The organism is Flavobacterium sp. GNP010 (genome assembly GCF_056428945.1).
Genome location: NZ_JBWJVK010000013.1, coordinates 13,752 through 26,428, shown reverse-complemented (window position 1 = coordinate 26,428; position 12,677 = coordinate 13,752). Strand labels below are relative to the sequence as shown.

11 protein-coding genes are annotated in these 12,677 nt (G+C 31.6%); 8 read left to right on the top strand and 3 right to left on the bottom strand.

Translation table 11 applies throughout. The features are described 5' to 3' along the window. The first annotated feature begins 361 nt into the window (after nucleotides 1–361). From AC061C_RS07295 to AC061C_RS07280, 4 genes are all read left to right on the top strand, one after another. Nucleotides 362–901 (top strand): IS1096 element passenger TnpR family protein, encoded by a 540-nt coding sequence (locus AC061C_RS07295; RefSeq protein WP_113634318.1) that lies wholly within the window; start codon nucleotides 362–364, stop codon nucleotides 899–901. Nucleotides 902–979: 78 nt separating this feature from the next. Then, the gene (locus AC061C_RS07290; RefSeq protein WP_478290623.1) at nucleotides 980–1,339 is read left to right on the top strand and encodes a four helix bundle protein; all 360 of its coding nucleotides are present in this window, start codon (nucleotides 980–982) and stop codon (nucleotides 1,337–1,339) included. A 45-nt stretch (nucleotides 1,340–1,384) separates the two neighbouring features. After that, the gene (locus AC061C_RS07285) at nucleotides 1,385–2,443 is read left to right on the top strand and encodes a nucleoid-associated protein (RefSeq protein ID WP_478290622.1); all 1,059 of its coding nucleotides are present in this window, start codon (nucleotides 1,385–1,387) and stop codon (nucleotides 2,441–2,443) included. Between the two features lie 231 nt (nucleotides 2,444–2,674). Further along, entirely contained in the window at nucleotides 2,675–2,914 is a 240-nt protein-coding gene (locus AC061C_RS07280) for a DUF1660 family phage protein (protein WP_478290621.1), read from the top strand. A gap of 211 nt (nucleotides 2,915–3,125) precedes the next feature. On the opposite strand, the gene AC061C_RS07275 is transcribed toward AC061C_RS07280, so the two are convergent. Beyond that, nucleotides 3,126–3,389: a hypothetical protein gene (locus tag AC061C_RS07275; RefSeq protein WP_478290620.1), complete on the bottom strand. Its 264-nt coding sequence runs from the start codon at nucleotides 3,387–3,389 to the stop codon at nucleotides 3,126–3,128. Nucleotides 3,390–3,414: 25 nt separating this feature from the next. Between AC061C_RS07275 and AC061C_RS07270 the strand changes: the two genes are divergently transcribed. After that, nucleotides 3,415–7,152 (top strand): metallophosphoesterase, encoded by a 3,738-nt coding sequence (locus AC061C_RS07270; protein WP_478290619.1) that lies wholly within the window; start codon nucleotides 3,415–3,417, stop codon nucleotides 7,150–7,152. On the opposite strand, the gene AC061C_RS07265 is transcribed toward AC061C_RS07270, so the two are convergent. Together AC061C_RS07265 and AC061C_RS07260 are read right to left on the bottom strand one after the other, a co-directional pair. Then, on the bottom strand, nucleotides 7,135–8,013 hold the full coding sequence (locus AC061C_RS07265; RefSeq protein ID WP_478290618.1) for a hypothetical protein: 879 nt from the start codon (nucleotides 8,011–8,013) through the stop codon (nucleotides 7,135–7,137). The two genes, AC061C_RS07270 and AC061C_RS07265, sit on opposite strands and share 18 nt — an antisense overlap. A gap of 41 nt (nucleotides 8,014–8,054) precedes the next feature. Then, the gene (locus AC061C_RS07260) at nucleotides 8,055–9,116 is read right to left on the bottom strand and encodes a hypothetical protein (protein ID WP_478290617.1); all 1,062 of its coding nucleotides are present in this window, start codon (nucleotides 9,114–9,116) and stop codon (nucleotides 8,055–8,057) included. A gap of 361 nt (nucleotides 9,117–9,477) precedes the next feature. Between AC061C_RS07260 and AC061C_RS07255 the strand changes: the two genes are divergently transcribed. From AC061C_RS07255 to AC061C_RS07245, 3 genes are all read left to right on the top strand, one after another. Further along, the gene (locus AC061C_RS07255; protein ID WP_478290616.1) at nucleotides 9,478–11,307 is read left to right on the top strand and encodes a PAS domain-containing sensor histidine kinase; all 1,830 of its coding nucleotides are present in this window, start codon (nucleotides 9,478–9,480) and stop codon (nucleotides 11,305–11,307) included. Further along, on the top strand, nucleotides 11,297–11,698 hold the full coding sequence (locus AC061C_RS07250; RefSeq protein ID WP_478290615.1) for a response regulator: 402 nt from the start codon (nucleotides 11,297–11,299) through the stop codon (nucleotides 11,696–11,698). Before AC061C_RS07255 ends, AC061C_RS07250 begins: the two co-directional genes overlap by 11 nt. 66 nt (nucleotides 11,699–11,764) lie before the next feature. Further along, a complete protein-coding gene (locus AC061C_RS07245; RefSeq protein WP_478290673.1) occupies nucleotides 11,765–12,676 on the top strand; it encodes an ABC transporter ATP-binding protein in 912 nt (303 codons plus the stop codon). Nucleotide 12,677 lies beyond the last annotated feature (1 nt).

Genomic DNA, 12,677 nt, shown 5'->3' with positions numbered 1-12,677 from the left:
CTAGATGATTTTTGGGGTTTTTTATAAATTTAAAATTTCGATAGTATCCCGAATTTAAAATGGATTAGGTGAATCCCACTAAATGATTCGCTAAATACCTAATAATGTACATGAATAATGGTTTCATAGCATATAAAAAGTTAATGACTTCCCTATTTAAAAAACATGTAAACGGTACTGAAAATAAAGCAAAACAATTCCATTTATTGCCTTAACCAATATACAGCAGTAACTGTTTTTGATAATCAAGAGCTCATTCCCTTCGTAAATCGATTGCAAAAATCTTATCAACAAAACTAAAAACTGAAATCGAAAACTGAAATTAAATTTTACCTTTGACCTTTCAATAAAAAGAAAGATTATGGTTTATAAATTTAGAGTGATTCTAGACGCGGAAGAAGATGTTTTTAGAGACATCGCAATACTTGAAGACGATACTTTAGAAGATTTGCACAATGCTATTTTTAATTCCTTTGGATTTGATGGCATGGAAGTGGCTTCGTTTTACACCTGTGATGAAACTTGGAACCAAGAAGAAGAGATTTCACTTTTTGATACTGGTGACGTTCCCGGTGAGCAAAAAATCATGAGTGACTATCAATTATCTGATATTTTAGACAAACAAAATACTAAAATCCTCTATGTTTATGATTTTATTAATATGTGGACCTTCCTTGTAGAACTTGCTGCTGTAGAAGATCAAGTTGTTGGAAATTTATATCCTGAAACTATTTTTTCTCATGGCGAAATGCCGGATGAAGCAATGGAAAAAAACTTTGAATCTGACAATGCCGATGACTACAATGCTGAATTTGAAGACGGATTAGATGAAGATGATTTAGATATGTTTGAGGGAGACGATAGTTTTGAAGACTACGGTTTTGAAGAAAATTGGAATTAATTAAAAAAAGGCTCTAAGAATGTAAGGTTCTGAGGTACGAAGTTTTTACGTTATACAAATTTAATATTTCCAAACCCCATGAGCAATTTTAGAAAACTAATGATTTGGCAAAAATCAATGTCATTAACAACAAAAATTTATAAGTCAACCAAGAACTTTCCAAAAGAAGAAATATTTGCATTAACATCCCAAATAAGACGGAGCTCTGTTTCAATTCCAAGTAATATTGCTGAAGGGTTTGGAAGAGATAGCAACAAAGAATATTTACGTTTCTTAAATATTTCAATTGGATCATTATTTGAAATGCAAACACAATTAGAAATTGCGAAAAACATAGACTATTTAAACGAAGAAGAATTCAATACGTTATATGAAGATAGCCGAGAAATTGAGCGAATGCTAGTTTCATTCATCGTGAAAATAAAAGAAAGAAATTAAAAACCTCAGTAACTCAGTACCTTTTGTACTTAGCACCTAAAAAAAATGATCAACTTATACAATACGCACATCGAAAATTTGTCCATTCACAGAGTGGGGAATAAAAGTAGAAACGAAGCCATTTTTTTATCAGAACAACCCTTTACGCTCAATGATGAAATTGTGCCTTTGATGAAGGAATTTTTCTTTAAATCCTTTAGAGAAAAAGAAGAAAATTATTTTCAATTTGCTCATGAAGTTGATTTGGATTACAATGATATGTACAAGTTTGCTACAGAAATTTTTGACAATCCTAGTAGTGCTCATGAAATTTCTAAAAAAATCACAACACACCTCTTTGAGCAGTCCAATCATCCTCATATCAAGAATGGTGAGGTATACGTGACGTATTTAAGCAACGTTAGTATTGATAATAATGTGGTTGACGCTATTGGAATTTTTAAAAGTGAAATTCAAGCCGACTTTTTACAGTTTGAAGAAAAAAGTTCCCATTTAGAGATGATCTTACAGCATGGTGTGAGTTTAAATAAACTAGACAAAGGGTGCTTGATCTTTAACTACAAAAAAGAGGAAGGATATAAAATACTAACCGTTGATAGTAACCGCTATGATGCCAGATATTGGTTAGAGCATTTTTTATCAGTAGATGCCTTTGAAGATGAGAATTTTATCACTAAAAAATATTTAAAATTCTGCCAAAACTTTGCTAAAGACGTCGTTTTTCCAGCTGAGGATAAAAAAGAAGAAGTGATGTTCATGAATCGCTCTGTAAACTATTTTGCAAAAAACGATCAGTTCGAGGAAACAAACTTTTTAAATGAAGTCTTAGATAATCCAGATTTAATTCCTGAATTTAAAAATTATAAAGTAGACAAAGGAGAGAAATACAGTATAGAAGATGTTACCTCATTTCCTATTGCAAATGCAGCAGTTTCTGACGCACGTAAATCAATCAAAAACGTCATTAATTTAGATACGCACATTCAAATTAAAATGGATTTTATCAACCCTGAGAGTGCTGAAAAGTATGTAGAAAAGGGTTGGGATGAAGAAAAACAAATGTACTATTATCTGGTTTATTTTAACAAAGAAGAAAAAAGCTAGACTCAACCTCAATGGCAACTATATAGTCCTCAATTGCTTAAGCAATTGAGGATTTTTTTTAATTTAATATCACAATTAAACAAAAATTATATAAGAAATAAATCTAATTATATAAGAAATATATGGTTTTTATTCAGAAATAGTGTTTTTTAACGATTAAATTCGAAAACTTGATTACAATTGATTATGTTTATACTGCTCTTAAAATCAAAATATTAACATCTAATTAGTATGAAATTAATCGAATTTAAAGAAAAATTTTTAAGCAAAAAAGTACTGTGCACCCTATTTGGTCACAAAATAATTACAACAAGAAATGTTACTAATCATTTCAAAGAATTTAAATGCACCGTTTGTGAACTCGAATTAACGAATGATGAAAAAGGTAGAAAAACATTTCTCACGCCTGAATTGAAAGAAATTAATGAAACCCTAATAGGATTTCATAATAAAAGAATACATTCTGCCTAAATTGAACTTTTAAAAACTCGCTTCTACATTTATTTAATATCACACGATTTTCTCATTTCGTAATCTTTCACAACTGAAACCTACTAATCGATTACAATATGAAGAACAATCTGCGTCTTTAATTATTTTTCAGAAAGACTTTGAGAAACACATTGCGTTTCAGTACTTTTAATTAGTCCAGTCACTTTCTCAATATAATCTACAGATTTTCTCATTTCTGATAAAAAATCAGAACTTGTCGCACTACTAGTAGCAACATTATTTCTACAATTTCTTGTATATCCTGTATCATCACACTAAGATGAACTACTACAATTTCTTTGTCAAACGCAGTAATATCCTCACTATCCGCAAATGTTATAACAGCCTTGACTACATTACGAGTGCGCTTAAAATTATGGTAGGTATATGAACGAGAAAGTTTATCTTTGAGTAATTTACTAACCAAATTTTCGGATTGTTCGATAAGGTTCATACAAAAATTTTTACATAACTGAAATATGAAATTGTTTTCGGATAATTGTTTTATTACTTCGAATAAAGTAATTTTTAAGGTACTTATAGCTGTATTTATTTTCCAATCTTGTGCTACACATCACGAACAATTTGGTAAAAAAACCAAGAATACAGCAGAACAAAAAGGAATAGATAGTTCTAAAATTTCGCATACTTTTTATTTAATTGGTGATGCAGGAAATGCCAATGAAGAAAAAGCGCAACAAACAATTAGTTTACTTGAGGATCGTTTAAAAAAAGCAGATAATAACGCAACACTTTTATTTCTTGGTGATAATATTTATCCAAAAGGATTACCTACCACTACTAAAGCAAATGAGCGATTAATTGCCGAAAGTAAACTTACAAATCAACTCAAATTGTCTAAAACTTTTAAGGGCCAAACCATATTTATACCAGGAAACCACGATTGGTACAGCGGAATAAAAGGTTTAGAACGCCAAGCAAAATTTATCACCGATTATTTGAATGATAAAAATTCATTTTTGCCCAGAAAAGGCTGTGGTATCGACAACCTAGAAATCAATAAAAATCTAGTTTTAATAACTATTGACAGTCAATGGTTTTTAGAAGACTGGGACAACAGTCCTACTATAAATGATGATTGTACAATAAAATCTAGAGATGCTTTTTTTAATGAATTAGAAGAAATCCTGAATAAAAACCAAGAAAAAACAATACTTCTGGCGTTGCATCACCCATTAATGAGTAACGGGACACATGGTGGACAGTTTTCACTAGAAAAACAACTATTCCCATTAGAACAAAAAATTCCGTTACCTGTGTTAGGCTCTATTCTTAACTTCGTTCGTAAAACATCGGGGATTAGCCCGCAAGACATTCAAAATAAACAGTATACAATTTTTATTAAACGACTAAAAACATTGTTACAAAGTCAAGAAAATGTCATTGTAGTTTCTGGTCATGACCATAATTTACAATACATTGAAAAAGACAACCTCAGACAAATTATAAGTGGGGCCGGCTCAAAATCAGAAGCTGCAAAAGCGGTGAACCCTAATGATTTTTCTTATGGGGGAAATGGTTATGCTCAATTAAGTGTTTATGAAAACGGAGCGGCAAAAGTTACTTTTTATGGAAAAGAAAACAATAAAGAAAAACTGATTTTCGAACAGTTTATACTTGCAAAAAAAGATGATTTCAGTACTAGAAGCTTCCCTACTTCATTTGCTAAAACCACTACTGCAACTGTCTATACCGCAAAACAAACGGATCAAAAAGCCTTTTATAGATTCCTTTTTGGAAAACATTACAGGAATTATTACAGTTTACCCATAACAGCAACAACAACAACAACTCTTGATACTCTTTTTGGGGGATTACAACCAAAACGAGCTGGAGGTGGTCATCAGTCCAGATCATTACAAATTGTGGACAAAAACGGGAAAGAATATGTAATGCGAGCCTTGAAAAAAAGCGCTTCTCGTTTCCTTCAAGCAGAAGCATTTAAAAACCAATTCATCGAAAATGAATTTGAAGACACCTATGCCGAGAATTTTTTGCTTGATTTTTACACAACTTCGCATCCTTACACAACATTTGCAGTTGGGAATTTAGCCGAAAAAATTGGAGTTTCGCATCCCAATCCAGTATTGTATTATATTCCTAAACACAAAGTCTTAAAAAATTTCAATACAAGTTTTGGAGATGAATTGTATTTGGTTGAAGAAAGTCCTACTGATAGCCAAATTAATGCGAAAAGCTATGGGAATCCTAGTGCTATTATCAGTACACAAGATGTTTTAAAGAACCTGCATAAAGATGAAAAATATAGTGTAGACGAAGCCGAATATATCAAAGCACGATTATTTGATATGCTCATAGGAGATTGGAACAGAAACGAAGATCAATGGCGCTGGGGCGAATATAAAGTAGAAAAAAAAATAGTTTACAAACCAATACCAAGGGATCGAGATCAGGCTTTTACAAAATATGATGGAGCATTGCTTACCATATTGATGAATATGCCTTTGTTGCGCCACATGCAAAGTTTTGAAAATAAAATTAAAAATGTAAAATGGTTTAATCGTGAGCCTTATCCTTTGGACCTCGCTTTGCTTAAAACGGCCGACGATAAGGAGTGGATCAAACAAGCTAAATTCATTCAGGAAAATCTAACCGATACAGCTATTTACAATGCCTTTGACAATCTACCAAAGGAAGTTCAAGATGCAACACTTACTAGCATTAAACAAAAATTAATTATTAGAAAAACAGCTTTACAAAGCTACGCATCAGCTTATTATACGGTTTTACAAAAAACAGTTTTAATTGTTGGTACCGATAAAAAAGATAAATTTATAATTCGACAAGCTACCAAAAATAAAATAGAAGTCGACGTATACCGTGCTAAAAATGAAGGAGACGAATTACTGTACCAGAAAGAATTCTTTGCCGATAAAACAAAAAATATTTGGATCTACGGCTTGGATGAAGATGATATTTTTGAAGTAAAAGGAATCGCAAAAACAGGTATAAACATACGGTTAATTGGCGGTCAAAACGAAGATTCTTATACTGTTGAGAATGGTAAAAAGGTAAAAATTCATGATTTTAAATCCAAAACGAATACCTTCACTTTAGACTCAAAAACAAGAGTCCTTTTATCTGATGATTATAAAGCTAGTTTATATGATTATAAAAAACCAAAATATAATGCTTTTTCAGGATTACCCAATATTGGTTTTAATCCAGATGACGGAGTCAAAATAGGTTTTATTACCAGCTATACGATCAATAAATTCAATCAAAATCCCTACACACAGAAACACATTTTGAAAGCAAATTACTTTTTTGCAACAGATGGATATGAACTGGTTTACAATGCACATTTCCCAAAATCAATAGGTAAATGGGATTTAGACTTAGAGAGCCAGTTTAACAGTCCTAATTTTACCATTAATTATTTTGGAACTGGTAACGAAAGCGCAAATAATGACGAAATTTTCGGAATGGATTACAATCGCGTTCGTATTGGAATGCTCAAAGTTTTACCGTCAATCAAAAAAGTAGGGAAATATGGTAGTACAATTTATTTTCAAACTTCATTTGAACAAATCAGTGTAGAGGAAACCAATAACCGATTCGTAAACATTCCAGGAATTGTAAATCCCAATGTTTTTGATAACCAACGATTTGCTGGAGCAACATTCAAATACAGTTTTGAAAATTATGATATGCCTTCATTTCCATCGATGGGAATGGGATTTTCTATTGCAGGAACCTGGAAAATGAATGTGAATGATACCAAACGAAATTTTCCTTCATTAGAGAGTAAACTGAATTTTAACCATAAAATTGATGCCAATGGAAAAGTAGTATTAGCAACAATTTTGAAAGCAAAAATGCTGTTGAATACTAATTTCGAATTTTATCAAGGAGCTACTTTGGGTGGTGATTATGATTTAAGAGGGTTTAGAAACGAACGTTTTTTAGGCAATCAATCATTCTATCAAAGCAGCGATATTCGCTGGAATATAGGAAAAATAAGAAGAAGCGTTTTGCCTATGACGTACGGAATTCTGGGTGGTGTAGATTATGGACGCGTGTGGCAAAAAGGTGAAAATTCAGAGAAATGGCATCAATCTTTTGGAGGCGGTTTATGGCTCAATGGATTAAATGTAATCACAGCCAGAATCACTTATTTTAAAAATTCTAATGAGGAAGCCCGAATCGCTTTTGGACTAGGATTTGGATTTTAATTTTTTGATACTAACTTCATAAACGTTCCCTCCTACGCTTTTGGTTTTTTCATCGGCAATAAAAAGTCGGTCATTATCAATAAATGATGCTGCTTCTTTTTGGGAAAAATGATTTAATTCGAAAGTAGTTTTTGTTCCATTCAAAAAATTATCCCCTTCGAAATTTTCGAATAAGAAAATCCTATCATGGGTTAAAATAGCAACTTTAGAGTCATCTGGAGCTATAGTTGCAGCCGTGATTGCACAATGATTGTAGTTGTCACAGGTTTTAAATTCTCCCATCAAAACCGCTTGATGAAAACCAGGTGTATTGGGGATTTTATATAAAAAAGCGGTTCCGTCAAAACCTTTACTTCGATTTTTTGTAAAGAGATAGAAATTATTTTTGAATTCGAAAAATCCTTCTACATCATAAAACATTTCTGTTTTTTTAGGAGGAAAATCTTTTTGCTCAGGATATGCAAAGGAAACTTTGTAGGCTGGAATGGCGCTTTTTGTAGTTAAAGACTTTTTATCAATTTTGTAAATACATAAATCCTTTCGTTCATTATCATTGTTACCAAAATCTCCAACATAGAGATTGCCGTCTTTGTCTTTAGTAATGTCTTCCCAATCGATATTGGTTGTGTTTGAAATCGTTAGTGTTTTTTCAATTGCACCGTTTTCAAAATTGAGTCCGTAAATTTCATTCTCGTTACCGCTATCCTCCAGCACCCAGAGTAAATTACTTGAATCTAAATATATAATTCCTGAAACTTCTTTTAGTTTTTTGGGTAATGAATAAACGGGTGATACAGTTCCTGAATCGTGCTGACAGGACAAAACAATCAATGCAAATAGAGTGAAAATATAATTTCTCATAGTAAAATTAGTAGTAATAAATAGATTTAAGAAAACTAATATCAAATCTTAAAAACAGTTGCATTCTTGAAATTTCTTGTAATAAATCCAAAAGCTGCACTCATGATATTCCCCATAGATTTGGCTTTTTTAAAATTCATATCATTCGTGTAGCGATACAATTCTAATTGCAATTGTTTCAAATGTTCTTCGGGAGCGATTACGTCATCTCCCATAATTTGCAACAGTCGTTTTATGCGGTTTTCAGCAGAATGAATTCTCTTGGCAAGAACCGCTCTTTCTTCATCCTTGTATTGCTCGATAGAACTGTTTTGAAGTTTATCCTTTACCAATTTTACCATTGGATAATTTTCCTTAAAAAATTGAGGTCGGTACACTTTAAAATTTCCTTCGTAACACTGCTGATCAAAATCTATAGCGCGAATTTTATACACAACATGATCAAAATCATGAGTGGGAACTATCACGTAATTGTAGGAGCGCATATCGCCAAGCAATCGTATCATGGAACGCTCATTGAATTTTACGAACTCTTTAGCAATTTGAGATTTCTCAGTTTCGGTGCACTCTGACAATAATTTTTTAATAAAAACATCACCGGGAATTCCCATAATGTGTTCTTCTATTAAAGTGTCGTTATACACCAGAAAATTAATTTTATCTGGAGATAAAATATGCTCTAATTCGAGTCCATAAATTCGAGAAGCATCGGCTTTCTTTACGTAGAAGTGCGTGTAATTGTCATTTAATATATTTCTGATTTTTATTCGAAAAGGTTTTGAGTTACCAAAAGTGCAATAATCTATAGAATCTACATTTAAGAATTTAATGATTCCCAAATTACCATCAGAATGCAGCAATGAATAGATTTTTTTTAAAGTTAAATCAATTTCTTGTCGCTCAAATTCAGTATAATACACACGAATCCATAACGTATCTTCATCGTTTTTATCATAAACGGTTACCGATCCAGAAAAACGCAATAAATCATCATAGACAATAGCAACTTTTGACAAACGATCAAAACGCTCCAAATATTCTAAAAGTGATTTATTTACTGGATACGATGGTTTTTTAAAAAGCATTACGGGCTCACTACTCATTGAAATAAGGATTTAAAACAAAATTACAATAAAATAAGCCGATGTAATACACTCATTCCATATGTTTTAACTACCTTACCATTTGAAGTTTAAAATAACCTGCATACGCTACCAGATTTTCTTATTGAAATGAAAACAATATGGGTTAACTATAAAAAGCAAATTAATTAATCAAAGGATTATATTCAATTTTTTATTTACTGTGAAATATCAAAGCTCATTAGTACCTAAAAACGATACTATTAACGAATAATAAAAATAGAATTATAGGCTAATGCTTTATATATTAAAATTGTAAAACCAAAATTGTAAACTTTATATTGCCTGTCTGAAAGACAGTTAAACCCTCCGAATCCTACTAATGAAAGAAAAACTTGACCATTATATCAAGGCTGCACAGTCAGCTAAAATCGGAATATGGAAATTTAACTTGCATACCAATACTATTTTTTGGGATGCTGTCACTAAATGTATTCATGAAGTACCCCTTGATTACGAGCCAGAGCTTGACACGGCAGTAAACTTTTATACTGCCGGGGAAAATCGAGATCGGATTAGATTATTGATGGATAAAGCAGTAAGTGAAGGGATTTCTTTTGAGAGAAAATTTCAAATTATTACCGCTAAAAATAATATCAAGTATATCGAATGTATTTGCCAGGTAGAATTTATTGACGGAAAGCCATCGAATTTATTAGGTACATTTCAGGATATAACAAATGAGCAGAATTTAATAAATGAATTGCAATATAATGTAGAGAAATTCTCTTCTATTTTTTCTAGTGCTAATGATGCCATTTTTATCATTGACACATCAAATGGAAAAATCAGTGACTGTAATCTCAGATCGACAGAACTTACTGGTTATAGTAATGCAGAATTAAAAGGCTTGCACAATTCTAAATTATTTCCAAATGAATTTAAAAGAGACATCCGTTATTTTCTAAAATATAATTTAGATCGAAATGAATATACCATCAATGAAACTGTTATCAAAACAAAATCTAATACGATAAAACCAGTTGAAATAGCATCTGGAAAAAAATTTCAAGTTGATCAAAAAACCTATGTTGTATGCTTTATCCGAGATATTAGCGAAAGAAAAAATGCGGAAAATAAATTAAATTTACTTTCACTTGCTGCTTCAGAGACAACAGATACCATTGTAATAGCAAATGAAAAAGGGGAAGCAGTATGGGCAAATCAAGCCTACTTAGATTTAACTGGTTTGAATATGGAAGAAATAATAGGTCAAAAACCTGGTTATTTGTCTAAAGGTCCTCAAACTGATTTATCAGCTTCAAAATTAATGAGAGAGGCCATCAAAAATAAAGAGAGCATCAAAATCACAATACTAAATTACAATAAAGACAAAGAGAAATATTGGTTTGAACTCAACATTACTACCGTCTTTGACAGTAACAATAATTTCATTAATTTTATAGGTGTCGGTCGCAACGTGACAAGGCGAATTGAAAAGGAGCTTGAGATGAAACGATTGCTAGAGGTAACGAGCAATCAAAATAATAAATTATATAATTTTACGCATATTGTTTCGCATAATATACGCTCCCACGCCAGCAATTTATCAATGGTGGTAGATGTTATTGAAAATACTGATGATATTGACGAAAAGCTTTCTTACTTTGAATTGTTTAGAGAAGGAACAGAAAAATTATCAGAATCGATAGAATATTTGAATGAAATTATTACCATTCAACAAAAAACAAATGTTGAAAAAACTAAGATTCACTTAAAAAGTGAAATTGAAAAAACAAGAATGGCATTGAGTTTAGCCATAAAAGAGAGTAAAATAACAATTACAAATACTATTCCGGAGGATGTTGTAGTTAAAGCAATTCCTGCTTACTTAGATAGTATTTTTCTTAACTTATTTACAAATGCTATTAAATATAAATCCCCAAAACGCAATGCGACTTTAGATATTTATTATGAAAAAATAGACGGCTACTCTGTGATTAACTTTCGAGACAATGGCTTAGGATTGGATTTGAAAAAAAATGGACACAAACTTTTTGGAATGTACAAAACCTTTCATGGTAATGCAGATGCTAAAGGAATTGGATTATTCATTACAAAAAACCAACTCGAAGCTATGGATGGTAAAATAGCAATGGAGAGCGAAGAGGGTCAAGGTTCTAATTTTAAAATTTATTTAAATGAAAAATAAATTAACATACATCATTGACGATGATAAATTGACCGTGAAATTAATGAGTATTCTTATCTCTAAAAGTAAGTTTTGCGAAGAAATCCACTCGTTTTATAATGCCCAATTGGCTATTGATACATTAAAAGAAAATAGTACTAATACTTCAATTCTTCCAGATGCTATTTTACTCGACTTAAATATGCCCGTAATGGATGGATGGCAATTTTTGGATGAATTTATTTTATTAGCCCTAAAAAAAGAAATCTCTATTTTTATTATGACTTCTTCCATAGACCCTGCAGATATTGAAATGGCAAAAAAATACGATGTCATTAAAGATTATATTAAGAAACCTATAACTGCAAACAAATTAGAGTTGCTGTGCAAATTAATTGCTGAAATAAACTAATTATAGCTTTCCCCGTAACAATTTCCAAACTTGTTCGTCCTATGTTAAACCAAAAAGATGAACCCATTGGAAACAATACTTTCTATCAAAAATCTCCACAAACGTTATGGCTCTATTCAAGCTCTAAAAAACGTTTCTTTCGACATACACAAAGGCAATGTTTACGGAATTCTGGGGCCAAACGGCAGCGGTAAATCAACAACATTAGGAATCGTTTTAAATGTAGTTAACAAAACCTCTGGTGAATACAATTGGTTTAATGGAACTATCGAAACCCATGAAGCGCTAAAAAAAGTAGGTGCCATTATTGAACGACCTAACTTTTATCCGTACATGACGGCTACAGAAAATTTAGAATTAGTCTGTAAAATCAAAGGAATTCAATCTTCAAAAGTTATTGAAAAACTAGAGTTAGTTGGTCTGGTTGAGCGACAAAATAGTAGATTCAGTACTTTTTCCTTAGGAATGAAACAGCGCTTGGCAATAGCCTCTGCATTACTTAATGATCCAGAGATTTTGATTCTTGACGAACCCACAAACGGTTTAGACCCTCAAGGAATTCATCAAATTAGAGATATTATTAAACGAATTGCATCCCAGGGAACTACTATTTTATTGGCTTCGCATTTATTAGACGAAGTCGAAAAAGTATGTACCCATGTGGTAGTTTTAAGAAAAGGAGAAATTTTATATACTGGTTTAGTCGATGGCATGTCAGCTAATGAAGGCTTTTTTGAATTACAAGCAGATGATGCTGAGAGTTTAATGGTAGCTGTAAAAACCCATTCGGCAGTAAAGAATGTAATTAATGAAGATGGAAAGATTCTAGTGTATTTAAAAAATGACTTGGAAGCTAAAGAATTAAATCGCTTTCTTTTTGAAAAAAACATTATTCTAAATCATTTGGTTAAGCGCAAAAACAGCTTAGAAGAACAATTTTTAGAACTGACTAATTCCAATTCAAATTTCAAAAACTAAA

Excerpts from the sequence above, each read along its gene's own strand:
- AC061C_RS07270 (WP_478290619.1), top strand. The coding sequence starts at position 3,415 with ATGAAATTGTTTTCGGATAATTGTTTTATTACTTCGAATAAAGTAATT.
- AC061C_RS07260 (WP_478290617.1), bottom strand. The coding sequence starts at position 9,116 with ATGAGTAGTGAGCCCGTAATGCTTTTTAAAAAACCATCGTATCCAGTA.
- AC061C_RS07275 (WP_478290620.1), bottom strand. The coding sequence starts at position 3,389 with ATGAACCTTATCGAACAATCCGAAAATTTGGTTAGTAAATTACTCAAA.
- AC061C_RS07265 (WP_478290618.1), bottom strand. The coding sequence starts at position 8,013 with ATGAGAAATTATATTTTCACTCTATTTGCATTGATTGTTTTGTCCTGT.
- AC061C_RS07255 (WP_478290616.1), top strand. The coding sequence starts at position 9,478 with ATGAAAGAAAAACTTGACCATTATATCAAGGCTGCACAGTCAGCTAAA.
- AC061C_RS07250 (WP_478290615.1), top strand. The coding sequence starts at position 11,297 with ATGAAAAATAAATTAACATACATCATTGACGATGATAAATTGACCGTG.
- AC061C_RS07280 (WP_478290621.1), top strand. The coding sequence starts at position 2,675 with ATGAAATTAATCGAATTTAAAGAAAAATTTTTAAGCAAAAAAGTACTG.
- AC061C_RS07285 (WP_478290622.1), top strand. The coding sequence starts at position 1,385 with ATGATCAACTTATACAATACGCACATCGAAAATTTGTCCATTCACAGA.
- AC061C_RS07290 (WP_478290623.1), top strand. The coding sequence starts at position 980 with ATGAGCAATTTTAGAAAACTAATGATTTGGCAAAAATCAATGTCATTA.
- AC061C_RS07295 (WP_113634318.1), top strand. The coding sequence starts at position 362 with ATGGTTTATAAATTTAGAGTGATTCTAGACGCGGAAGAAGATGTTTTT.